Origin of the sequence: Sphingomonas taxi, from assembly GCF_000764535.1 — a bacterium.
Lineage (GTDB): Bacteria > Pseudomonadota > Alphaproteobacteria > Sphingomonadales > Sphingomonadaceae > Sphingomonas > Sphingomonas taxi.
On the sequence record NZ_CP009571.1, the window covers coordinates 3,731,720 to 3,754,630 of the forward strand.

Consider the following 22,911-nt stretch of genomic DNA (forward strand, 5'->3'; position numbering starts at 1 on the left):
CCCATGACCTTGCAGGGATGGATCCTGATCCTCGGCTTCGTCGGCATCCTGCTGGCGCTGACCAAGCCCGTCGGTATGTGGCTGTTCGCGCTGTACGAGGGGCGGCGCACGCCGCTCCACGCGCTGCTCGGCCCGGTCGAGACCGGCTTCTACAAGCTCGCCGGCGTCGACCCGACCGCCGAACAGGGCTGGCGCCGCTACGCCGTCCATATGCTGATCTTCAACGTCGCGCTGATGGTCTTCACCTATGCGGTGCTGCGGCTGCAGGGCATGCTGCCCGGCAATCCGCAGGGGCTCGCCGGCCTGTCGCCCGACCTCGCGTTCAACACCGCGGTCAGCTTCACCACCAACACCAACTGGCAGAGCTATGGCGGCGAATCGACGATGTCGAACCTCAGCCAGATGCTCGGGCTGACCATCCACAATTTCCTGTCGGCGGCGACCGGTATCGCCCTCGCCTTCGCGCTGTTCCGCGGCTTCGCGCGGCGCGAGGCGAAGGCGATCGGCAATTTCTGGGCCGATTGCACGCGCGTCACGCTCTACCTGCTGCTGCCGCTCTGCGTCGTCTACACCGTGTTCCTGATCGCCAGCGGCGTGCCGCAGGCGCTCGCCGGCGTCGTCGACGTCACCACGCTGGAGGGCGCGAAACAGTCGCTGCTGCTCGGCCCGGTCGCCAGTCAGGAGGCGATCAAGATGCTCGGCACCAACGGCGGCGGCTTCTATAACGCCAACAGCGCGCATCCCTTCGAGAACCCGACCGCGTTGACCAACATGGTGCAGATGCTGTCGATCTTCCTGATCGGCTTCGGCCTTACCTGGACGTTCGGCAAGGCGGTCGGCAACACGCGGCAAGGCTGGGCGATCCTGTCGGCGATGGTGATCCTGTTCCTCGCCGGCGTTACCGTCACCTACTGGCAGGAAGCCGCGGGCAACCCCGTGCTCCATCACCTCGGCGTCGGCGGCGGCAATATGGAGGGCAAGGAGGTGCGCTTCGGCATCGCCGCCTCGTCGCTGTTCGCGGTCGTCACCACCGCCGCCTCGTGCGGCGCGGTCGACGCGATGCACGACAGCTTCACCGCACTCGGCGGGCTGGTGCCGCTGTTCAACATGCAATTGGGCGAGGTCGTGATCGGCGGCGTCGGCGCCGGCATCTACGGCTTCCTGCTGTTCGCGATCCTCGCGGTGTTCGTCGCCGGGCTGATGGTCGGGCGCACCCCCGAATATGTCGGCAAGAAGATCGAGAGCCGCGAGGTCAAGCTCGCAGTGCTGGCGATCGCGGTGCTGCCGCTGATGATCCTCGGCCTCACCGCCTTGTCGTCGGTGCTGGCGCAGGGGCTGGCCGGGCCGCTCAACAAGGGGCCGCACGGCTTCAGCGAGATCCTCTACGCCTTCACCAGCGCGGTCGGCAACAATGGCTCCGCCTTTGCCGGGCTGACCGCGAACACGCCCTATTACAACGGGCTGCTCGGGCTGGCGATGTGGGTGGGGCGGTTCTTCATCATCGTGCCGATGCTCGCCATCGCCGGCAGCCTCGCCGCCAAGAAGCACACGCCGGAAAGCGCCGGCTCGTTCCCGACCACCGGCGGCCTGTGGGTCGGCCTGCTCGTCGGCATCGTGCTGATCCTGGGCGGGCTCACCTTCCTGCCGGGCCTCGCGCTCGGTCCCATCGCGGATCATCTCGCCATGATCCACGGTCAACTCTCCTAGAAGGCGCCGCACATGGCACGCGCACACAGCAAATCCCTGTTCACCGCCGACCTGATCCTGCCGGCGATCGGCGATGCGTTCCGCAAGCTCGACCCGCGTCAGCTCGTCCGCAACCCGGTGATGTTCGTCACCGCCGTCGTCGCGTTGCTGCTCACCGCCTTACTCGCGGTCGGCAGCGACGGGCTGACGCTCGGCTTCAAGCTGCAACTCGTCGTCTGGCTGTGGCTGACGGTGCTGTTCGGCACCTTCGCCGAGGCGCTGGCGGAAGGCCGCGGCAAGGCACAGGCGGCCAGCCTGCGCGACGCCAAGGCCGAATTGCGCGCCAAGCTGCTGATCGGCGTCGCCGACGCCTGGGAGCTGGTGCCCGCCAGCCGGCTGTCGATCGGCGACGTGGTGCTGGTCGAGACCGGCGACCTGATCCCCAGCGACGGGGAGGTGATCGCCGGAGTCGCCTCGGTCAACGAGGCGGCGATCACCGGCGAGAGCGCGCCGGTGATCCGCGAGGCGGGCGGCGACCGTTCGGCGGTGACCGCGGGTACGCGCGTCATTTCCGACAGCATCCGCGTGCGGGTGACGGTCAATCCGGGACAGGGGTTCCTCGACCGGATGATCGCGCTCGTCGAGGGCGCCGAGCGGCAGAAGACGCCGAACGAGATCGCGCTGACCATCCTGCTCGTCGGGCTGACGATCATCTTCCTGATCGCGGTCGGCACGGTGCCGGGCTTCGCCGCCTATGCCGGCGGATCGATCCCGGTGTCGATCCTCGCCGCGCTGCTGATCACGCTGATCCCGACGACGATCGCGGCGCTGCTGTCGGCGATCGGCATCGCGGGCATGGACCGGCTGGTGCGCTTCAACGTGCTCGCCAAATCCGGTCGCGCAGTGGAGGCGGCGGGTGACGTCGACGTGCTGCTGCTCGACAAGACCGGCACGATCACGATCGGCGACCGTCAGGCGAGCGAATTCCGCGCGGTCGCCGGGGTCAGCCTGAGCGAGCTCGCCGAGGCGGCGCTGCTCGCCAGCCTCGCCGACGAGACGCCGGAGGGCCGCTCGATCGTCACGCTGGCGCGCGAGCGCTTCGGGGTCGCCACCGCGCGTCTGCCCGACGATGCCGAGGTGATCCCGTTCACCGCGCAGACGCGCATCTCGGGCGTGCAGATCGGCGCGACCCTGATTCAGAAGGGCGCGGTCGACTCGATTCTGCGCGCCAATGCAGGCGCGGGCGAGACCGCGGCGGCGACCGAGCTGCGCCGCGCCACCGACGAGATCGCCCGCGCCGGCGGCACCCCGCTCGCGGTGGCGATGGACGGGCGGCTGCTCGGCGCGATCTTCCTCAAGGACGTGGTCAAGGCGGGCATCCGCGAGCGTTTCGGCGAGCTGCGCACGATGGGCATCCGCACGGTGATGGTCACCGGCGACAATCCGCTCACCGCCGCGGCGATCGCCGCCGAGGCGGGGGTGGACGACTTCCTCGCGCAGGCGACGCCGGAGGACAAGCTGGCGCTGATCCGCAAGGAACAGCAGGGCGGCAAGCTGGTCGCGATGTGCGGCGACGGCACCAACGACGCGCCCGCATTGGCGCAGGCCGATGTCGGCGTCGCGATGAACACCGGCACGCAGGCGGCGCGCGAGGCGGGCAATATGGTCGACCTCGACAGCGATCCGACCAAGCTCATCGAGGTGGTCGGGCTCGGCAAGCAGTTGCTGATGACGCGCGGCGCGCTGACCACCTTCTCGGTCGCCAACGACGTCGCCAAATATTTCGCGATCATCCCGGCGATGTTCGTCGCGCTCTACCCCGGGCTCGGCGTGCTCAACGTGATGGGGCTGGCGACGCCGCAATCGGCGATCCTCAGCGCGATCATCTTCAACGCGCTGATCATCCCGCTGCTCGTGCCGCTGGCGCTGAAGGGCGTGGCGTACAAGCCGATGGCGGCGGGGCCGCTGCTCGCACGCAACCTGGCGGTCTACGGGCTCGGCGGGCTGCTCGCCCCCTTCGCGGGGATCAAGCTGATCGACCTCGCCGTGGGCGGCCTGGGACTGGCGTAACACGCAACATCTGCCCCTCCCGCGGGCGGGAGGGGCGAAAGGACCGACGATGACTTCCGATTTCACTTCCGCGCTCCGTCCCGCGCTCGTGCTGACGATCCTGTTCGCAGCCTTGCTCGGGATCGGCTATCCCCTTGCGATGACCGGTATCGGACAGACGCTTTTCCCCGCTCAGGCCAATGGCAGCCTCGTCACCGCCGGCGGCAGGGTGATCGGCTCGACCGTGGTCGGGCAGGCGTTCGTCAGCGACCGCTATTTCCAGACGCGGCCGTCGGCGGCGGGCAAGGGCTATGACGGGCTCGCCTCGTCGGGCTCGAACCTCGGCCCCGCCAGCAAGGCGCTGGTCGATCGCGTCACGCCCGACGTGACGAAGCGCCGCGGCGAGGGCGTCGCCGGGCCGCTGCCCGCCGATCTGGTCACCGCCAGCGGCTCGGGTCTCGACCCCGATCTGTCGCCCGCCGCGGCGCTGGCGCAGGCCCCTCGCGTCGCCCGGGTCCGTGGCCTGCCGGTCGCGACGGTGCGTGCACTGGTCGAGCGACAGGTGGAGGATTCGCCGTTCGGCGATCCGCACGTCAACGTTCTCGCGCTCAACCGGGCGCTCGACGCAGGCCGTTGAGCGACGCCGCCGCCCGCCCCGATCCCGACGCCCTGCTGCGCCACGCCGCGCAGGAGGGGCGCGGGCGGCTGAAGATCTTCCTCGGCGCCGCACCCGGCGTCGGCAAGACCTACGAGATGCTGTCCGAGGGCGCGGCGCGGGCGCGCGAGGGCGTCGACGTCGTCATCGGCGTGGTCGAGACGCATGGCCGCAGCGAGACCGAGGCGCTGACCCGCGGCTATACGATCGTGCCGCGGCGGATCGTGCCGCACGAGGGCCATGGCCTCGCCGAGATGGATATCGACGCGATCCTGGCGCGGGCGCCGCGGCTGGTGCTGGTCGACGAACTCGCGCACAGCAACGCGCCGGGCAGCCGCCACGCCAAGCGCTATCAGGACGTCGAGGAGCTGCTCGCGGCGGGGATCGACGTCTATTCCACGGTCAACATCCAGCACGTCGAGAGCCTCAACGACGTCGTCGCCGGCTTCACCCGCGTGCGGGTGCGCGAGACGGTGCCCGACCGCATCCTCGAACTGGCCGAGATCGAGGTCGTCGACATTCCGCCCGACGAGCTGATCGAGCGGCTGAAGGCAGGCAAGGTCTATCTACCGCAGGAGGCGACACGGGCGCTCGCGCATTTCTTCTCCAAGACCAATCTGTCGGCGTTGCGCGAGCTGGCGCTGCGCCGCGCCGCACAGGCGGTCGATGCACAGATGCTCGACCATGTCCGCGCGCTCGGTGTCGGCGGCACCTGGGCGGGCGGCGAGCGCGTCGTCGTCGCGGTCAGCGAGGCGGCGGGAGTGGAATCGCTGGTGCGCGCCGCCAAGCGGCTCGCCGACGCGCTGCACGCGCCGTGGACCGCGGTGTTTGTCGAGACGCCGCGCACGCAAGCGTTCGCCGCGGTGGAGCACCGCCAGGTCGCCAAGGTGATGACGCTCGCGACGCAACTCGGTGGTGCGGCGGCGGCGGTGCCGGCGCAGACCGTGCTCGCCGGGCTCAAGGCCTATGTCGGCGAGGCGCGCGCGACGCAGCTTATCGTCGGCAAGTCGACGCGCTCGCGCTGGTTCGAGCTGCGCCACGGCTCGATCGTCGACCGGCTGGTGCGCGAGACGCCCGACATCGCGATCCACGTGCTGCCGATGCCCGCCGCGGTGCGCGGCCGCCGGGCGGCGCCGGTCGATCGCTGGGGCAGCCGCAGCGGCTACGTCTGGACCGGCGCGATGGTCGCGGCGGTGACCGGCGTCGCCAGCGCGCTGTTCCACATCCTCGACCTCGGCAACGTCGCCTTGCTCTATCTGCTGCCGGTGATGATGGCGGCAAGCCTGTTCGGCCTGTGGACCGGGCTGTTCGCCGGGCTCGCGTCGAGCATCGCCTATAATTTCTTCTTCCTGCCGCCGACCGGCACGCTGACGATCAGTAATCCCGAAAACGTCGTGTCGGTGCTGGTGCTGCTCGGCATCGCGATCGCGACCAGCCATCTGACGGCGCGGGTGCGCGCGCAGGCGGACATCGCCGCGGCGAGCGCGCGGACCAATGCGGCGCTCGCCGGCTTCCTGCGCCAGCTCACCCGGCTGAACGATCCCGTCGCGGTGGCGCAGGCAATCTGCGACGAGGTCGGGCAATTGTTCGGGTTGCACACGGTGATGCTCGTCGCCGAGGGGGCGGGGCTGGCGGTGCAGGCGGCGAACGGCAGCGACTATCGGCTCGAGACGATGGAGATGGCGGCGGCGCAATGGGCCTATGACGGCGGCGCGCCCGCCGGGCGCGGTTCGGCGACGCTCGCCGCCTCGCAATGGTTCTTCCAGCCGCTGGTGACCGGCGAGCGGACGCTCGGCGTGCTCGGCCTCGCCAACGAGGCGGGCGGCGATCCGCTGCGCCCCGACCAGATCCCGCTGTTCCTGAACCTGATCGAACAGGCGACTTTGGCGTTCGAACGGCTGCGGCTGGAGATCGAGACGCGCGACCTCGGCGCGATGCGCGAGCGCGAGCGGTTGCGCACCGCGCTGCTGTCGTCGGTCAGCCACGATCTGCGCACGCCGCTGACCGCGGTGATCGCGGCGGCGGCGCAGCTGCACCATGGCGCCACCCCCGACCTGATCGCGACGATCGAGGGCGAGGCGGCGCGGCTGCATCGCTTCGTCGCCAACCTGCTCGACATGGCGCGGGTCGAGGCGGGGGCGCTGACGCTGCGCATGGAGGCGGTCGACCTCGCCGATGCGGTCGCCGGCGCGGCGCATGACGCCCGCCGTGCGCTGGACGGACATGCCGTGCAGCTCGACGTGCCGCCAGACCTGCCGCTGGTCCGCGCCGACCAGCAATTGCTCCACCATTGCCTGCTCAACCTGCTCGACAATGCCGGCCGCTATGCCGATCCCGGCACGCCGATCCGCGTCGAGGCGCGCCATCGCTACGGCGTCATCCTGCTGTCGGTCGAGGACGAGGGGCCGGGCCTGCCGCCGGGGCGTGAGGCGGAGGTGTTCGACACCTTCCGCCGCTTCGCCGGTTCGGATCGCGCGATCGGCGGCACCGGCCTGGGGCTGGCGATCGTCAAGGCGTTCGCCGCGGCGATGGGCATCGGCGTCGAGGCCGCGAACCGGCAGGACCGGCCGGGCGCGCGCTTCGGCCTGTCCTTTCCGGCGGCATTGATCGTGCGCGACATGGTGGAGGAAGGCGACTGATGGCGGCCAAGATCCTGGTGGTGGACGACGAACAGCCGATCCGCCGGCTGCTGCGCAACACGCTCGAACGCGCCGGCTATGCGGTGGTCGAGGCGATCAACGGCCGCGAGGCGCTGGCCGCGGTCGCCGCCGAGACGCCCGACGCGGTGCTGCTCGACCTCGGTCTGCCCGATCGCGACGGGCTCGAACTGGTGCCGCTGATCCGCCGGGCGGGCGATGCGGTGATCCTCGTCGTCTCGGCGCGCGACGCGACCGATCAGAAGGTCGCCGCACTCGATCTCGGCGCCGAGGATTACGTCACCAAGCCGTTCGACGGCGAGGAATTGCTTGCTCGGCTGCGCGCGGCGCTGCGCCACCGCGGCATCGATGCGGCGGCGGCGAGCGTGATCCGCCGCGACGGGCTGGAGATCGACCTCGACCAGCGCCTCGTCCGGCGCGGCGGCGAGGCGTTCCACCTGACGCGCAAGGAGCATGACGTGCTCGCGGTGCTTGCCCGCCACCCCGGGCGGGTGGTGACGCACCAGCGAATCCTTGCGGCGGCGTGGGGCGGCGACGACGATCCGCGGGTGGAATATCTGCGCATCGTCGTGCGCAACCTGCGCCTGAAGCTGGAAGAGCCGAACGCGACCGGGAGCGTGATCGCCAACGAACTGGGCGTGGGATATCGGTTGCTGGTGGGGTGAAAGAGGGGGGCGACCGTTCGCCCTGAGCTCGTCGAAGGGCAGGTGGGTCTCACCGTGCTTCGACAGGCTCAGCACGAACGGGTCAGGGGCGGATCAATCCCTCCCCGGAAACGGCTGCAACGGCAGCACCATGCCGGCGGCGACGAAATAGACCTGGCGCATCGCGGTGGCGACCTGCTGGTTGAGCCGGCCCGCGGCGTCGCGGAAGGCGCGGCCGAGCGGATGGTCGGGGACGATGCCGAGGCCGACCTCGTTGCTGACGACGAACAGCGGCAGCGGGGTTGCGGCGAGCGCGGCGAGCAGGGCGTCCGACCGCGCCGCCACGTCGTGCTCGCCGAGCATCACGTTGGTCAGCCAGAGCGTCAGGCAGTCGATCAGGATCGCGCCATCCTCGATTGCGGCGATCGCCTCGGGCAGCGCGAGCGGGCATTCGACGGTCGTCCAGCGCGTGTCGCGGTCGGCGCGGTGGCGGGCGATCCGGTCGGTCATCTCGCCGTCCCACGCCTCGGCCGTGGCGAGATAATGGAGCGGGCCGGCGCAGCGCTCGGCGGCGGCCTGCGCCAGCCGGCTTTTGCCCGAGCGGGCACCGCCCAGGAACAGCGTCTTGGCTGCGATCATCTTGCCTTCGTCTCCGCGGGGTTCTAGGGGCGCCAATGCGACAGGTTCCCAGAGATGGGATGAAAAGGGAACCCGGAAGCGAGCCTTGAGGCTCGCCGGCCGGGGCTGCCCCCGCAACTGTGACCGGCGAGCCCTGCTCCCCGCGCGCCACTGGATCATCCCGATCCGGGAAGGCCGGGCAGGGCGACGACCCGCGAGCCAGGAGACCTGCCCGTCGCGGTTGTCCTTCGTCCGGACGGGGTGTGCCGGCACGATCGAGGATTTCCTCGCGAGACGACGATGTTGGGGGCGTTGCGCGGCGGACAGACCGGTTCCGGCGAAATCGCGGTGCGTGCTCCCGTTGTTGCAACGAGGGGGAAACCATCGTGAAGAACTACGCCTGTCTCATCCTGCTGCCGTGCATCGCGGCCGCGACACCTGCCTTCGCCCAGACCGCGCAATCGACCAGCGGCCTTGAGCAGGTCGCCGACGCCGGCAGCGACATCCTCGTCACCGCCAATCGCGAGGCGCGACCCGCTTCCACCGTCGGCCAGGCGGTGACCGTCCTCGACACCGCGACGATCACCCAGCGGCAGGCGGTGGTCGTCGCCGACCTGCTGCGCCAGACGCCGGGCGTCAGCGTGACGCGCAACGGCGGCGTCGGCACCGCGACCTCGGTCAACATCCGCGGCGCGGAGAGCGATCAGACCGTCGCGCTGATCGACGGGATCAAGCTCAACGATCCCTCGTCGCCGGGCGGCGGCTTCGACTTCGGCGGGTTGCTGATCGGCAATATCGCGCGGATCGAGGTGCTGCGCGGCGCACAATCGGTGCTGTGGGGCAGTCAGGCGATCGGCGGCGTCGTCAACCTCATCACCCGTCAGCCGACCGAGCAGGTCGCGGTCAACGCGCGCGTCGAGGGCGGCTGGCACGAGACCGGGCAGGGCTTCGCCAACGTCTCTGGCAAGATGGGGCCGGTGTCGGCGAGCCTGGGCGGCGGCTATTACACCACCGAGGGCATCTCGGCCTATGCCCCCGGCACGGAGCGCGACGGTTACCGCAATTATGCCGCCAACGGCAGCCTCGGCATCGCGCTGGCGCCGACCGTCTCGGTCGATGTGCGCGGTTTCTATTCCAACGGCCGCACCGATATCGACGGCTTCCCGCCGCCGACCTTCGCCTTTGGCGATACGCGCGAATATGGCACGAGCGAGCAATGGACGGGCTATGCCGGACTCAATGCGGCGCTGTTCGACGGCCGGTTCCGCAACCGCTTCGGCTATGCGCACACCGATACCGACCGGCACAATTACGATCCCGACGGCACGCCGACCGAGACGTTCGCCGGCAAGGGGCGCAACGACCGGATCGAATATCAGGGCGTCGCCGATCTTGGTTCCGCGGTGTTCGCCACCTTCGGCGCGGAGCGCGAGGTGTCGCGCTTCACGACGGCGAGCTACGGCGGACCGGCGACCCGGGGGCGGGCGCGGATCTTCAGCGTCTACGGCCAGCTCGCAATGACGCCGATCGCCGGACTGACCGCGACCGGCGGCGTGCGCCACGACGACCACAATATCTTCGGCGGAGCGACGACCGTCTCGGCCAGCGGCGTCTATTCACCCAACGATGGCGCGACCGCGTTCCGCGCGAGCTATTCCGAGGGGTTCAAGGCGCCGACCCTGTATCAGTTGCAGAGCGAATATGGGAATGCGCGGCTCAACCCCGAACGCTCGCGCGGCTGGGACGCGGGCGTGGCGCAAAAGGCGCTCGACGGCGCGGTCGAGGCGAGCGTGACCTATTTCCGCCGCACCTCGTTCGACCTCATCAATTTCGTGTCCTGCGACACGTCCGTGGGGATTTGCGCCGACCGGCCGTTCGGCACCTATGACAATGTCGCGCGGGCACGGGCGCAGGGCGTGGAATTCGCGCTGACGCTCCGCCCGGTCGAGGCGCTGACGGTCAGTGCCGCCTATACCTATCTCGACGCCAAGAACCGCTCGACCGGCACCGCCAATGCCGGCCGCGATCTCGCCCGGCGGCCGGACAACAGCGTATCGGTGAACGCCGACTATCGCTGGCCGTTCGGGCTGACCACCGGCGCGACCGTCACCGCGGTGGGGGACAGTTTCAACAACGCATCCAATTCGCAGCGGCTCGACGGCTATGTCGTCACCGACCTGCGCGCGTCCTTCCCGATCGTCGATCATGTCGAGGTCTATGGCCGGATCGAGAATGCGTTCGACCAGCGTTATCAGACGATCCTGCAATACGGCCAGCCGGGGCGCGGCGCCTTCGGCGGCGTCCGCCTGACCTATTGATGATCGAACCGCGCGCTCCTGTCCCCCATCCCTGGGCCACCTTCTGCGCCCATGGCGGGCGGGTGGCGGCGGCGCGCGCGGCGTTCGGCGGCGCGGACTGGATCGACCTGTCGACCGGCATCGCGCCATGGTCTTGGCCGGTCGACACGCTGGCGGGGCTCGATCGTCTGCCCGAGCCGGCGGAGATCGCGGCGCTGGAGGCGGCGGCGGCGCGGGCGTTCGGCGTCGCCGACCCCGCGCAGGTCGTCGCTGTGCCGGGGACCGATCTGGCGATGCGGCTGCTCGCACCGCTGATCGGCGCGCGCGCGCCGGCGGTACGCCATCCCGGCTATGCCGGCCATCGCGCGGCATGGCCGGGGGCGGAATTGGTGGCGGAGGGGCCGGGCGACCATGACCTGTTCGTGCTGGCGAGCCCGGCCAATCCCGACGGGCGCCTCGCCGGCCCGGTGGATCTGCTGGCCGCGCCGATGACGCTGGTGCTCGACGAAGCCTATGCCGATCCCGCCGCCGGTCTGTGCCCGCACGCGTCGGACCGGCTGATCGTGCTGCGCTCGTTCGGCAAATTCTACGGCCTGCCTGGCTTGCGGCTCGGCTTCGTGGTGGCGGGGGATCGAATCGCCGGCGGGCTGCGCGCGATGCTCGGCGACTGGCCGGTGTCGTCGCCGGCGGTGGCGATCGGCACCGCCGCCTATCGCGATATCGCGTGGCGGCGTGCGCAGGCGAGCCGCATCGTCGAGACGGGCGCGCTGCTCGACACGGTGCTGCACGAAGCCGGGCTGGCGCTGGCCGGCAGCGCGCCGTTGTTCCGGCTGGTCGCCTGCGACGATGCCGCCCGACTGTTCGGGACGCTCGCGCATCATGCTATCCTGACCCGCCCCTTCGCCGATCGGACCGACCGGTTGCGGATCGGCCTGCCGCGCGGTGCGACCGCGCTCACCCGCCTCGCCGCGGCCCTCGAGGAGTATCGCTCATGACCGACGACTATGCCCGCCACAACGCCCGCATGGCGAAGGTCGCCGCGGCGCGCGAGAAGATGCAGGCGCGCCGCACGCTCGAACGCGGGCTGCTGATCGTTCACACCGGCAACGGCAAGGGCAAGTCGTCGTCCGCCTTCGGCATGGCGATCCGCAGCATCGGCTGGGGGCTGAAGGTCGCGATCCTCCAGTACGTCAAAGGCAAATGGGAGACGGGCGAGCGCAATTTCTTCGAGGCGCATCCCGATCTCGCCACCTTCGAGGTGATGGGCGAGGGCTTCACATGGGACACGCAGGACCGCGCGCGCGACATCGCCGCGGCGCAGGCGGCGTGGGAGCGGTCGAAGGCGATGATCCGCGATCCCGAGATCGATTTCGTCATCCTCGACGAGCTCAACATCGTGCTGCGCGACGGGACGCTGCCGATCGACGATATCGTGGCGTTCCTCAAGGAGCGGCCGCTGACCAAGCATATCTGCATCACCGGCCGCCACGCCAAGCCCGAATTGCTGGCGATCGCCGATCTGGTCACCGAATTCGGTGAGGTGAAGCATCCGTACAATGCCGGGTTCAAGGCGCAGAAGGGCGTCGAATATTGATCCGGCCGCTCGCCATCGCGCTCGCCGCGCTGCCGCTGGTGTCGGCGGCCCCGCCGCCGCGGCCGCCGCGGATCGTATCGATCAATCCGTGTATCGACGCGGTGCTGATGCACGTCGCCGACCCCGCGCAGATCGCCGGGATCAGCCATTATTCGCAGGACCCGCGTGCGACCTCAATCCCGCTGGCGCAGGCGAGGCGCTTCGCCGCAACCTCGGGGACGGCGGAGGAGGTGGTGGCGCTGGCGCCCGACATGGTGCTGACCGGCCCGCACGTCGCGCCCGCGACGATCGCGGCGCTGACCCGGATGAAGATCCGCATCGTCCAATATCCAGTGCCGGACACGGTCGCGGAAAGCGAGGAGCAGGTGCGCGATATCGCGCGCGTCGTCGGCCATCCGCAGCGCGGCACGGCGTTGGCGGCGCGGATCGCGGCGGCGGCGCGGCCGGCGGCGGTGACGCCAGTGCCGGCGCTGATCTGGCAGTCGGGCGGGCTGGTGCCGGGCAGCGGCACATTGTCCGCCGACTTGCTGCGCCGCGCCGGGTTTCGCGACATGAGCGCGACCTACGGCCTCAAGAAATGGGACGTGCTGCCGCTCGAATATCTCGTTGCGCGGCCGCCGCGCGTGCTGCTGTCGACCGCCGCGGCCGACGTCGGCGAGGACCGGATGACGTCGCATCCGGCGGTGCGGCGGCTGGCGGGACGGATCACCGTCGCGCCCTATCCGACGCGGCTGATGAATTGCGGCGGGCCGACGATCATCGCGGCGATGGCGCGGCTGCGGCAGGTGCGCGGGGGATTCGGGGCATGACGCGGCTCAATATCGGACTGCTGGTCGCGCTGTTTGCCGTCGCGGCGCTGTCGGTCGCGGCGGGCAAGGTGTGGGTGCCGTGGGACGCGTGGACCGCCGCCGATCCGCGCTCGATCATCATCGTCGAGCTGCGCCTGCCGCGCACCGTGCTGGCGCTGGTCGTCGGCGCGGCGCTCGGCCTGTCGGGGGCGGTGATGCAGGGCTATCTGCGCAATCCGCTCGCCGATCCGGGGCTGTTCGGCGTGTCGACCGGCGCGGCGTTCGGCGCGGTGCTGGCGCTCTATTTCGGCTATGCTGCGCAGATGTGGCTGTTGCCGGGCTTCGCGCTGGTCGGCGCGGGGGTGACGATGGCGTTGCTCGCGCTGATCGCCGGCCGTTCCGGAAGCCTGATCCTGTTCACGCTGGCGGGGATGATCCTCACCAGCATCTTCGGGTCGCTGACCAGTCTGGCGATCAGCCTCGCGCCGACGCCGTTCGTCTCATCGCAGATCGTGACGTGGCTGCTCGGCGCGCTGACCGATCGGAGCTGGGACGACGTCAAGGTCGCTGCGCCGCTGGTCACGGTCGGCGCGGCATTGCTGTTCGCCACCGGCCGCTCGCTCGACGCGCTCACATTGGGCGAACAGGCGGCACGGTCGATGGGGGTCGATCCGGCGCGGCTGCAATGGCTGGTGATCGCCGGAGTGGCGCTGACCGTCGGCGCCTCGGTGGCGACGGCGGGACAGATCGGCTTCGTCGGGCTGATCGTGCCGCATATGGTGCGGCCGTTCGCCGGACACCGGCCGTCGGCGATCCTGCTGCCCTCGGCGCTGGGCGGCGCGCTGCTGCTGACGCTGGCCGATGCGCTGGTACGGATCGTGCCGACGGTCAGCGAGCTGCGGCTCGGCATCGCGATGTCGATGCTGGGCGGGCCGTTCTTCCTTTATTTGCTGATCGCGATGCGCCGGAGGCTCGCATGACCGGACTCGCGGCCGAGGGGATCGGCCTGACGCTCGGCGGCAACCGGGTGCTCGACGACGTCAGCTTCGCCTTCCGGCGCGGGCGGGTGACCGCGCTGCTCGGCGCGAATGGTGCGGGCAAGAGCACGTTGCTTAGCTGTCTCGCCGCGCTGCGCCGGCCGGACCAGGGCGCAGCGACGCTCGACGGGGTCGACGTGCAGGCGCTCGACCGGCGGGCGCGGGCGCGCGCGATCGGTCTGCTGCCGCAGGCGGCGGACGTGCATTGGGATATCGACGTCGTGACGCTCGTCGGGCTCGGGCGACTGCCGCATCGCGGCCGCTGGGGCGAGACCGACGACGACCGCGCCGCGGTGGCGCGTGCGCTGGCGGCGACCGACATGACCGGCTTCGCGACGCGCGGCGTCGAGCGGCTGTCCGGCGGCGAGCGTGGCCGGGCCTTGCTCGCGCGGGTGCTGGCGGGCGAGCCCGACTGGCTGCTCGCCGACGAGCCGCTCGCCAGCTTCGATCCGGCGCACCAGCTCGACGTGCTCGCGCGGCTGCGCGGTGTCGCCGTGGGCGGCAGCGGCGTGGTGCTGGTGCTGCACGACCTGCACCTCGCGGCGCGGATCGCCGACGATGCGGTGCTGCTGCGTGGCGGGCGCGTCGTCGCGGCGGGGCCGGCGGAGACGGTGCTGACCGCGCCGCTGATCGCGCAAGCCTATGGGGTGGAGGTCGAGATCGGCGTCACCCCCGCCGGGCAGCGCTTCATCCTGCCGATCGCGCGGTGAGCCATGCGCTGCCGCTGTTTGCCATGCTGATTGCGGAGGCGGCGTTCGGCTATCCGCGGCGCTGGCGGCATCCGGTGGTGGCGGTGGGGGCGCTGATTGATGGGGTCGAGCGGCGCTGGAACCGCGGCGACGCGGTGCGGCAGCGGCTCGGCGGGGTGGCGCTGCTGGCGCTGCTGGTCGGGCTGGCGGCGCTGGCCGGCGGCGCGATCGAGCGGCTGGCGGGGCAGGGCTGGGGGCTGGTCGCGGTGGTGGCGATCGGCACCACCGGGCTGGCGCAGCGCAGCCTGTACGATCATGTCGCGGCGGTGCTGGGGCCGCTCGCTCGCGGCGACCTGCCCGCGGCGCGGCGCGCGGTGGCGATGATCGTCGGCCGTGATACCGAGACGCTCGACGAGCGCGGCGTCGCCGTCGCAGCGATCGAGAGCCTTGCCGAGAGTTTCTGCGACGGCGTCGTCGCGCCCGCCTGCTGGTTCCTCGTCGCCGGCCTGCCGGGGCTGTTCGCCGCCAAGGCGATCAACACCGCCGATTCGATGGTCGGCCATCGGACGCCGCGGCTGATCTGGTTCGGCTGGGCGTCGGCGCGTGCGGACGATCTGGTCAACTGGCTGCCGGCGCGGCTCTCCGGGTTGCTGGTCTGTCTGGCGGGTGGCGGCGGCTGGGCCACGATGCTGCGCGATGCGCGCCGCCATGCCTCACCCAACGGCGGCTGGCCGGAGGCGGCGATGGCGGGGGCGCTGGGGCGGCGGCTGGGCGGCGCAATATGCTATGACGGCGAGCCGGCGCAGCGTGCGGTGCTGGGCGCGGGGCCGCTGCCCGATGCCGCCGATCTGGCGCGGGCGCTGCGTATCTATCGCATCGCCTGCCTGTTGCTGTGGATCCTCGTCGGAGCGCTGGCATGGGCGCGGTGATGCTGCAGGGAACCGGGTCGGACGTCGGCAAGTCGGTGCTGGTCGCCGGCCTGTGCCGCGCGTTCGCCAACCGTGGCCTCGTCGTCCGCCCGTTCAAGCCGCAGAATATGTCGAACAACGCCGCGGTGACCGCCGACGGCGGCGAGATCGGCCGCGCGCAGGCGTTGCAGGCGATCGCCGCGCGCGTCGCGCCGCATGTCGACATGAACCCGGTGCTGCTCAAGCCGCAGAGCGACCGCACCTCGCAGCTCGTCGTCGCCGGCCGGTCACGCGGGACACTCGCGGCGGGCGACTATTGGCGGCGCAAGCCCGATCTGCTCGGCGAGGTGCTCGATGCCTATCGGCGGCTGGCGGCGGCGGCGGATATCGTCGTGGTCGAGGGGGCGGGGTCGCCGGCCGAGATCAACCTGCGGCGCAACGACATCGCCAACATGGGTTTCGCCCGTGCCGCCGGGGTGCCGGTGGTGTTGGTCGGCGATATCGACCGCGGCGGCGTGATCGCGTCGTTGGTCGGGACGCGGGCGGTGATCGACGCGGACGATGCGGCGATGATCCATGGCTTCATCGTCAACAAATTCCGCGGCGATCCCGCGCTGTTCGCGGACGGGCTGACGGAGATCGTCGCGCGTACCGGCTGGCGGTCGATCGGCGTCGTGCCGTGGCTGGCCGAGGCAGCGCTGCTGCCCGCCGAGGATGCGGTGGCGCTGGGGCGTGCGGCGGCGGGCGCGGGCGTGACGATTGCGGTGCCGATGCTGTCGCGGATCGCCAATTTCGACGATTTCGACGCGCTGGCGCACGAACCGGGCGTGCGGCTGGCGATGATCCCGCCGGGCCGGCCGCTGCCGGGCGATGCGGCGCTGGTCGTGCTGCCGGGGAGCAAGGCGACGATCGCCGACCTCGCCTTCTTCCGCGCACAGGGGTGGGACGTCGATCTCGCCGCGCATGTCCGCCGCGGCGGGCGGGTGCTGGGCATCTGCGGTGGTTATCAGATGCTCGGGCGGACGGTCGCCGATCCGCGGGGGATCGAGGGGCCGGCGGAGACGGTCGTGGGTCTCGGGCTGCTGCCGGTCGATACGGTGATCGCCGCGGACAAGCGGACCCGGCCGATCACCGGCGAGATCGGTGCCGGCATCGGCTTCACCGGTTATGAGATCCACGCCGGCGTCACCGCGCCCGATGCGGGCACGCCGCCGCTGCTCCGCTTCGCCGATGGCGTCGCCGACGGCGCGCGCGCGCAGGACGGCCGCATCGCGGGCTGCTACGTCCACGGCCTGTTCGACGACCCCGCCGCACGCGCGCACCTGCTCGCGCCGCTCGGTGTCGTCTCGGACGGGTTCGACCGGCGGGAGGCGATCGACGAGGCGCTCGACGCGATCGCCACGACGCTGGAACGGGCGCTCGACATCGACGCGCTGATCGCGCTTGCAAGGACCGCCGCATGACCGACGCCGACGTTCGCGCCCATCTCGATGCGCTCGCCAAGCCGCGCGGCAGCCTGGGGCGGCTGGAGGATATCGCGGTGCGGCTGGCGCGGACGCAGGATCGGCTCGATCCGCGCACCCGGCCGCGGCGGATCGTGCTGTTCGCCGGCGATCACGGCTGCGTCGCCGATGGCGTGTCGGCCTGGCCGTCGGCGGTGACGGGGATGATGGTCGCGACGATCCTTACCGGTCGCGCCACCAGCAACGCGCTCGCCGCGGCGCACGAATGCCCGCTGCGGCTGGTCGACGTCGGCGTCGCGGGGCCGCGGATCGAGCACGCGCCCGCTTTCTTCCGCGATGCGCGGGTGGCGGACGGCACCGCGAGCCTTGCGCGGGGCGCAGCGATGACGGCGGCGCAGTTCGAGGCGGCGTGGCAGGTCGGCGCGGAGGAGGCGGATGCTGCGATCGACGACGGCGCGGCGCTGCTGATCGCCGGCGAGATGGGGATCGGCAATACGACGCCCGCCGCGGCGCTCACCGTGCTGCTGACCGGACTTCCCGCCGCGCCGGCGGTCGGGCGGGGTGCCGGCGCCGATGCGGCGATCGTCGCCAACAAGACGCGGATCGTCGCCGATGCGGTCGCGCGGGTTGCACCGGGGCTTGCCGGGGACACGCTAGGGACGATCGCCGCGGTCGTCGGCTATGAGATCGCCGCGATGGCGGGCTTCTTCGCACGCGGCGGCGCACGCGGCGCGACGCTGCTGCTCGACGGCTATGTCGCCACGGCGGCGGCGCTGGTCGCAGAGCGGCTCGCACCCGGCAGCGTGCGCGCGATGATCGCCGGGCATCGCTCCGCCGAACCGGGCCATGCCGCGGCGCTCGCGCAGCTCGGGCTGGAGCCGTTGCTCGATTGGGGCATGCGGCTGGGCGAGGGGAGTGGGGCGCTCGTCGCATTGCCGCTGCTCGACGCGGCGGCGGCGGTGTTGTGCGACGTCGCGCGGCTCGATGCGATCGGCGCCGAGCGGGCGGATTGATGGCGCGGGCCCCGCTCTGGGCACCGCCGTTGCTGGCGGTGCAGTTCCTCACCCGGCTGCCGGTGCCCGCACTGGCGCGGCTGGACGCGGCGGCGGCGGACGGGTTCGCCCGGGCGATGGCGTGGCTGCCGCTGGTCGGCGCCTTGATCGGGGGAGTGACCGCCTCAATCTTCGTCGCGGCGCAGGCGCTGTGGCCGCCGGTGATCGCGGCACTGCTCGCGCTGGCGGTCGAGGCGTTGCTGACCGGCGCCTTCCACGAGGATGCGGTCGCCGATTTCTGCGATGCCTTCGGCGGCACCGCGCGTGGCGACAGGGCGATCGAGATCATGCGCGACAGCCGAATCGGCAGTTATGGTGCGCTCGGCCTGGGGCTGATGGTCGGCTTGCGGCTGGCGGCGATCGGCGCGCTGCCGCCGATGCTGGCGGCGGCGGCGATCGTCGCGGCGGCGGCGGTGGGGCGGTTGTGGGCGGTGCTGCTCGTCGCGATCCTGCCGCCGGTGGCGACGGGGACGGCGGCGCGGGCCGGCGGTGTGCCGCCGCGCCGGGCGCTCGCCGCGCTGGCGCTGACGGTGCCGGGCGTGCTGCCGCTGGCGTGGCTGAGCCCGCTGTCGCTGCTGGTCGCTGCCGCGATCGGCGTGGCGGTGCTGGGGTGGCTGGCGCGCTTCCTGCGGCGGCGGATCGGCGGCAGCACCGGTGATTGCCTCGGGTTCGCCGCCTACGCCGGTCAGCTGACGCTGCTGCTCGCAGTGGCGGCGGGATGATCGCGCAGGTGCTGCTCGTCCGCCATCCGCCGGTGGCGAAGGCGTGGGCGGGGCGGTGCTACGGTCGGTCCGACATGGGGTGGAGCCGCGACGGCGCGGCGCTGGCGCGACGGCTGGCGACCGAACTCGCCGCCGAACCGTTCGCGACGATCGTCCATTCCGGCGCGATCCGCACAAGGCGACTTGCCGGGATGGTCGCGCGGCTGACGGGGCGGCCGGTGCAGGACGATCCCCGCTGGCTGGAGCGCGATTTCGGAACCTGGGAGGGGCGACGCTGGGATGCGATCTGGCGCGAGACCGGCGACCTGATGGACCGGATGATGACGCATCCGCGCGACTTCCGCCCCGGTGGCGGCGAGACCGGGCTCGACCTCGCCCGCCGTGCCGGCGCCGCGTGGGATGCGCTGCCGCTTGCGGAGGACGTGCTGGTCATCAGCCACGGCGGGCCGATCGCGGCGATCCGGACGCGGCTCGCCGGTCTGCCGCTCGAACGGATGATCGCGGCAGTGCCGCCGTGCGGCGCGATCGTCCGTCTGCCGCGCCTGGGGTCAGCGGACGACGCGTAACCCCTTGGCGGTCTTGGGCGGCTGGTGGAGCAGTGCATCGACACGCGCGGCGAGATCGACCTGGCGGAACGGCTTGGCAAGCCGCGGCACGTCGCCGGGCACGTCGGCGCCGGTCGCGGCATAGCCGGTGATCAGCAGCGCGGGCAGAGGGTGGCCGGTGGCGCGCAATTCGCTGATCAGCGCTGCGCCGGTGATCCCCGGCATCAGATAATCGGTGACGAGCAGGTCGACGTCGACGCCGCCGCGGATCGCCGCCAGCGCCTGGCTGCCCGATGCTGCCTCGACGACCTGATAGCCGATGTCGCGAAGCATGTCGGCGGTGGCGAAGCGGACGATATCCTCGTCGTCGACCAGCAGGATCTTGGCGGCGCGACGCGCGGTGACCGGCTCGTTACGGTGGTCGGCGACCACCGCGGGTTCCTCCTGTGTCGCCGGCAGCCATAGTTCGACGCGGGTGCCGCGGCCCGGCTCGCTCGACAGCGTCAGCGTCCCGCCCGATTGCGCGGCGAGGCCGTGGATCATCGACAGGCCGAGCCCGGTGCCCTTGCCGACGCCCTTGGTCGAGAAGAATGGCTCGGTCGCGCGGGCCAGCGTCGCCTTGTCCATGCCGATGCCGGTATCGCTCGCCAGGATGCGCACGTAGCGGCCGGCGGACAGGCCGATGGCGTTGCGTTCGTCGACCGCGGCGCCGCCGACGGTGATGGTGAGCTGGCCACCGCCCGGCATCGCGTCGCGCGCATTGATCGCGAGGTTGAGCAGGGCGAGTTCGAGCTGGTTGGGATCGACCCGCGCCGACGGCAGATCGTCGGCGACCTCGATCGTCACCTTGATCGTCGGCCCGAGCGAGCGGCGGATCAGATCGACCAGCCCCTCGATCAGCGCGCCGACGTCGACCGCCTTCGGCTGCAAGGCCTGGCGTCGTGCGAAGGCGAGCAGCCGCTGGGTCAGCGTCGCAGCACGCTCGGCCGCCTGCATCGCACCGCTTACCATCCGCTGCGTACGCTCGTCATCCTTGTGCCGCCGCCGGACGAGATCGAGGCTGCCGACGATCGGGGTGAGCAGATTGTTGAAATCGTGCGCGACGCCGCCGGTGAGCTGGCCGATCGCGTCCATCTTCTGCGCCTGGGCGAGCTGGGCGTCGGCCTCTTTCCGCGTGGTGATGTCGGCGACGACGCCGGTCAGCCGTTCGGGCGCCCCATCGGCATCGTAGCGCATCCGCCCCTTCTTGCTGATCCAGCGACGGCTGCCGTCGGCACCCTGGATCGCGCATTCGACATCGAGCGAGCCGGTCCGCGCCGCATCGGTTAGCGCCGCAGCGATCTCGTCGCGCTGTGCCGGGTCGACATGGCCGATCAGCCGCTCGACCGACCAATAGGATTGCGGTTCGCCATAGCCGAAGATTTCATCGTGGCGCGGGCTGCGGCGGATATCGCCGCTGGCGACGTCGAGGTCCCAACTGCCCATGCCCGCCGCCTCGAGCGCGAATTCGAGGCTGTCGCGCGCCGCTTCGAGTTCGGCGGTACGCTGCGCCACCGCCGCCTCCAGCGTCGCGGCGGCAGTGCGCAGCTCGTATTGGCGCTGCCGTGCCTTGATCGCCGAGCGGACCGCGCCCAGCATTGCCTCGGCATGCAGCGGCCGCTCGAGCATCACGACGTTGCCGAGTTCGTCGAGCCGCTGCGCCGCCGCCGCCGAGCGCGGCGCGCGGCCGCCGTTGGCGAGCATCACGAACGGCAGGTCGGACCAGGTCGGCTGCGCCGCGACCCAGGCGGCCAGCGCCGACCGGTCGCCGGCGACCAGCGCCTCCTCGGTGATCAGCACCGCGGCGACGCCGCGCGCCAGTTCGGCGACGAGCGTCGCCAGATCGGGCACGATCTCCGCCGGGATCGCGCCACGCCGCAGCAGGTCGGCGGCGACGAAGGCATCGCGCCCCCGCGGCGCGAGGATGAGGACGCGATCGTCCATCGTCATCCGCCACCGCCATCGGCCCGGGCGAGCAGCGCCTTGCTCTCGCCCGAAAAGCTCGGCGCGATGCCCAGCACGTTCTGGAACGACGCCAGCGGTTCGCCCAGATGGATGCCGCCGTCGCCGATGCGAAATTCCCTCATCGTACGCTCGTGGCGAGCGGTGCGCGTCTTGATGACCGAAATCGCCTGCCGCACCGCGCCGAACGCCTCGAAATAGCGGAGTTGGACCGCGGTGTCGGCGAGATAGCTGAGATCGATGTCGGCGCGCACGTCGCCGAGGATCCCGTGCATCCCGAGGATCAGCAGCGAGGCGACGCCGCGCTGGCCGAGATAGGTCAGCAGCTCGTGCATCTGGAGCATGAGGAACTGCTCGCTCGGCATCGATTGCAGATAGGCGTTGAGGCTGTCGATGACGATGATGCGCGCCGCATCGTCCTCGACGGCGGTGCGGACCGTCGCGGCGAATTCGCCCGGCGACAGTTCGGCGGGATCGATCGCGCGCAGCGTCAGCTGGCCGTTGGCGAGATAGGGATGCAGGTCCATCCCCAATGCCTGCGACCGTGCGAGCAGCGTCGGCGTGCGCTCGTCGAACAGGAAATAGGCGGCATTCTCGCCGCGGCGCAGCGCCGCAATCATGCATTGCACCGTCGTCGTCGTCTTGCCGACGCCGGCGGGGCCGGTGAATAGCGTCGCTGTGCCGCGGACGAGACCGCCGCCGAGCAGCGCGTCGAACGCCTCCGATCCCGTCGACACGATTTCGAGGTCGTGCTCGGCCTGGTAGTCGGCCGCGGTCAGCCGGGTGTATACCGTCAGGCCGCCCCGCTCGATCTCGAAATCGTGATATCCCCCGCGGAAGCGCACACCACGCATCTTGACGACGTGCAGCCGTCGCCGCTGCGCACCGAACCCGGAGAGCGTCTGTTCGAGCGCGATCACGCCGTGCGCGATGCTATGCAATTGCAGGTCGTTGCCCGTCCCGCTCTTGTCGTCGAGGACGATCACCGTGCACTGGCGGGTCGAGAAGAAATGCTTCAGCGCCAGGATCTGGCGGCGATAGCGGATTGGGCTTTGCGCGAGCAGACGCAGTTCGGACAGGCTGTCGATGACGACGCGCGCCGGGCGCAGTTCGTCGACCTTTGCCATGATCGCGCGCACCGTCTCGCCCAGCTCGACTTCGCTGGGATGCAACAGCGTCTGTTCTTGATCGTCGCCCAGGCCATCGGCGGGTACCATCTCGAAGACGGTGATCGGATCGAGCGACCAGCCGTGCGTCTCGGCGACGGCGAGCAACTCCACCTTCGTCTCGGCAAGCGTGACGTACAGGCCGGCCTGGCCGATCGCGGCACCGGTGAGCAGGAAGCCGAGCCCCAGCGTCGTCTTGCCCGTTCCGGGCGTGCCCTCAACCAGATAGAGGCGCTCGGGCGTAAGCCCGCCGTTGAGGACGTAATCGAGCCCCGAAATGCCGGTGGATGCCTGGGTCGATCGTATAGCCTGTGCCAATCCGGTCTCCGTAAGACGTTTC

At 71.1% G+C, this 22,911-nt stretch carries 19 protein-coding genes and 1 riboswitch; of the genes, 16 read left to right on the forward strand and 3 right to left on the reverse strand.

Annotated features, from left to right (window positions below):
- Nucleotides 1-3: 3 nt before the first annotated feature.
- From kdpA to MC45_RS17055, 5 genes are read left to right on the forward strand one after another with little or no spacing between them, the layout of a single operon-like run.
- Nucleotides 4-1,707: a potassium-transporting ATPase subunit KdpA gene (kdpA, locus tag MC45_RS17035; protein ID WP_038665724.1), complete on the forward strand. Its 1,704-nt coding sequence runs from the start codon at nt 4-6 to the stop codon at nt 1,705-1,707.
- Nucleotides 1,708-1,719: 12 nt separating this feature from the next.
- Nucleotides 1,720-3,756, forward strand: a complete 2,037-nt coding sequence (gene kdpB / locus MC45_RS17040) for a potassium-transporting ATPase subunit KdpB (RefSeq protein WP_038665727.1) — start codon at nt 1,720-1,722, stop codon at nt 3,754-3,756.
- A gap of 49 nt (nt 3,757-3,805) precedes the next feature.
- On the forward strand, nt 3,806-4,372 hold the full coding sequence (kdpC, locus tag MC45_RS17045) for a potassium-transporting ATPase subunit KdpC (RefSeq protein ID WP_038665730.1): 567 nt from the start codon (nt 3,806-3,808) through the stop codon (nt 4,370-4,372).
- The gene (locus MC45_RS17050; RefSeq protein ID WP_038665733.1) at nt 4,369-7,029 is read left to right on the forward strand and encodes a sensor histidine kinase; all 2,661 of its coding nucleotides are present in this window, start codon (nt 4,369-4,371) and stop codon (nt 7,027-7,029) included. Before kdpC ends, MC45_RS17050 begins: the two co-directional genes overlap by 4 nt.
- Nucleotides 7,029-7,712: a response regulator transcription factor gene (locus MC45_RS17055; RefSeq protein ID WP_038665735.1), complete on the forward strand. Its 684-nt coding sequence runs from the start codon at nt 7,029-7,031 to the stop codon at nt 7,710-7,712. The genes MC45_RS17050 and MC45_RS17055 overlap by 1 nt, the downstream gene beginning before the upstream one ends.
- A gap of 93 nt (nt 7,713-7,805) precedes the next feature.
- On the opposite strand, the gene cobU is transcribed toward MC45_RS17055, so the two are convergent.
- Nucleotides 7,806-8,327 carry a bifunctional adenosylcobinamide kinase/adenosylcobinamide-phosphate guanylyltransferase gene (gene cobU, locus MC45_RS17060; protein WP_038667834.1) on the reverse strand — a complete coding sequence of 174 codons (522 nt, stop codon included), beginning with the start codon at nt 8,325-8,327 and terminating at the stop codon, nt 7,806-7,808.
- 28 nt (nt 8,328-8,355) lie between these two features.
- Nucleotides 8,356-8,559, forward strand: a riboswitch (cobalamin riboswitch).
- A gap of 136 nt (nt 8,560-8,695) precedes the next feature.
- Here cobU and MC45_RS17065 point away from each other — a divergent pair.
- From MC45_RS17065 to MC45_RS17115, 11 genes are read left to right on the forward strand one after another with little or no spacing between them, the layout of a single operon-like run.
- Entirely contained in the window at nt 8,696-10,627 is a 1,932-nt protein-coding gene (locus MC45_RS17065; protein WP_052075743.1) for a TonB-dependent receptor plug domain-containing protein, read from the forward strand.
- Nucleotides 10,627-11,601: an aminotransferase class I/II-fold pyridoxal phosphate-dependent enzyme gene (locus MC45_RS17070; protein WP_052075744.1), complete on the forward strand. Its 975-nt coding sequence runs from the start codon at nt 10,627-10,629 to the stop codon at nt 11,599-11,601. Before MC45_RS17065 ends, MC45_RS17070 begins: the two co-directional genes overlap by 1 nt.
- The gene (gene cobO, locus MC45_RS17075) at nt 11,598-12,200 is read left to right on the forward strand and encodes a cob(I)yrinic acid a,c-diamide adenosyltransferase (RefSeq protein WP_038665738.1); all 603 of its coding nucleotides are present in this window, start codon (nt 11,598-11,600) and stop codon (nt 12,198-12,200) included. Before MC45_RS17070 ends, cobO begins: the two co-directional genes overlap by 4 nt.
- On the forward strand, nt 12,197-13,009 hold the full coding sequence (locus MC45_RS17080; RefSeq protein WP_245640766.1) for an ABC transporter substrate-binding protein: 813 nt from the start codon (nt 12,197-12,199) through the stop codon (nt 13,007-13,009). Before cobO ends, MC45_RS17080 begins: the two co-directional genes overlap by 4 nt.
- Entirely contained in the window at nt 13,006-13,968 is a 963-nt protein-coding gene (locus MC45_RS17085) for a FecCD family ABC transporter permease (RefSeq protein ID WP_038665744.1), read from the forward strand. Before MC45_RS17080 ends, MC45_RS17085 begins: the two co-directional genes overlap by 4 nt.
- Nucleotides 13,965-14,735 carry an ABC transporter ATP-binding protein gene (locus tag MC45_RS17090; RefSeq protein WP_038665747.1) on the forward strand — a complete coding sequence of 257 codons (771 nt, stop codon included), beginning with the start codon at nt 13,965-13,967 and terminating at the stop codon, nt 14,733-14,735. Before MC45_RS17085 ends, MC45_RS17090 begins: the two co-directional genes overlap by 4 nt.
- On the forward strand, nt 14,732-15,643 hold the full coding sequence (gene cbiB / locus MC45_RS17095) for an adenosylcobinamide-phosphate synthase CbiB (protein ID WP_245640767.1): 912 nt from the start codon (nt 14,732-14,734) through the stop codon (nt 15,641-15,643). The genes MC45_RS17090 and cbiB overlap by 4 nt, the downstream gene beginning before the upstream one ends.
- Nucleotides 15,631-17,085: a cobyric acid synthase gene (locus MC45_RS17100; protein WP_038665750.1), complete on the forward strand. Its 1,455-nt coding sequence runs from the start codon at nt 15,631-15,633 to the stop codon at nt 17,083-17,085. The genes cbiB and MC45_RS17100 overlap by 13 nt, the downstream gene beginning before the upstream one ends.
- Nucleotides 17,082-18,098 (forward strand): nicotinate-nucleotide--dimethylbenzimidazole phosphoribosyltransferase, encoded by a 1,017-nt coding sequence (cobT, locus tag MC45_RS17105; protein ID WP_038665753.1) that lies wholly within the window; start codon nt 17,082-17,084, stop codon nt 18,096-18,098. The genes MC45_RS17100 and cobT overlap by 4 nt, the downstream gene beginning before the upstream one ends.
- A complete protein-coding gene (cobS, locus tag MC45_RS17110) occupies nt 18,098-18,859 on the forward strand; it encodes an adenosylcobinamide-GDP ribazoletransferase (protein WP_038665756.1) in 762 nt (253 codons plus the stop codon). The genes cobT and cobS overlap by 1 nt, the downstream gene beginning before the upstream one ends.
- Nucleotides 18,856-19,425 (forward strand): histidine phosphatase family protein, encoded by a 570-nt coding sequence (locus MC45_RS17115; protein WP_038665759.1) that lies wholly within the window; start codon nt 18,856-18,858, stop codon nt 19,423-19,425. Before cobS ends, MC45_RS17115 begins: the two co-directional genes overlap by 4 nt.
- Here MC45_RS17115 and MC45_RS17120 read toward each other — a convergent pair.
- Entirely contained in the window at nt 19,408-21,393 is a 1,986-nt protein-coding gene (locus tag MC45_RS17120; RefSeq protein ID WP_081974497.1) for an ATP-binding protein, read from the reverse strand. The two genes, MC45_RS17115 and MC45_RS17120, sit on opposite strands and share 18 nt — an antisense overlap.
- Nucleotides 21,390-22,889: an ATPase domain-containing protein gene (locus MC45_RS17125; RefSeq protein ID WP_038665762.1), complete on the reverse strand. Its 1,500-nt coding sequence runs from the start codon at nt 22,887-22,889 to the stop codon at nt 21,390-21,392. Before MC45_RS17125 ends, MC45_RS17120 begins: the two co-directional genes overlap by 4 nt.
- Nucleotides 22,890-22,911 lie beyond the last annotated feature (22 nt).

Bases quoted from the DNA above. Each gene is read 5' to 3' on its own strand.
- kdpA (WP_038665724.1), top strand. From the start codon at position 4: ATGACCTTGCAGGGATGGATCCTGATCCTCGGCTTCGTCGGCATCCTG.
- kdpB (WP_038665727.1), top strand. From the start codon at position 1,720: ATGGCACGCGCACACAGCAAATCCCTGTTCACCGCCGACCTGATCCTG.
- kdpC (WP_038665730.1), top strand. From the start codon at position 3,806: ATGACTTCCGATTTCACTTCCGCGCTCCGTCCCGCGCTCGTGCTGACG.
- MC45_RS17055 (WP_038665735.1), top strand. From the start codon at position 7,029: ATGGCGGCCAAGATCCTGGTGGTGGACGACGAACAGCCGATCCGCCGG.
- MC45_RS17070 (WP_052075744.1), top strand. From the start codon at position 10,627: ATGATCGAACCGCGCGCTCCTGTCCCCCATCCCTGGGCCACCTTCTGC.
- cobO (WP_038665738.1), top strand. From the start codon at position 11,598: ATGACCGACGACTATGCCCGCCACAACGCCCGCATGGCGAAGGTCGCC.
- MC45_RS17085 (WP_038665744.1), top strand. From the start codon at position 13,006: ATGACGCGGCTCAATATCGGACTGCTGGTCGCGCTGTTTGCCGTCGCG.
- MC45_RS17090 (WP_038665747.1), top strand. From the start codon at position 13,965: ATGACCGGACTCGCGGCCGAGGGGATCGGCCTGACGCTCGGCGGCAAC.
- MC45_RS17100 (WP_038665750.1), top strand. From the start codon at position 15,631: ATGGGCGCGGTGATGCTGCAGGGAACCGGGTCGGACGTCGGCAAGTCG.
- cobT (WP_038665753.1), top strand. From the start codon at position 17,082: ATGACCGACGCCGACGTTCGCGCCCATCTCGATGCGCTCGCCAAGCCG.
- cobS (WP_038665756.1), top strand. From the start codon at position 18,098: ATGGCGCGGGCCCCGCTCTGGGCACCGCCGTTGCTGGCGGTGCAGTTC.
- MC45_RS17115 (WP_038665759.1), top strand. From the start codon at position 18,856: ATGATCGCGCAGGTGCTGCTCGTCCGCCATCCGCCGGTGGCGAAGGCG.
- MC45_RS17120 (WP_081974497.1), bottom strand. From the start codon at position 21,393: ATGACGATGGACGATCGCGTCCTCATCCTCGCGCCGCGGGGGCGCGAT.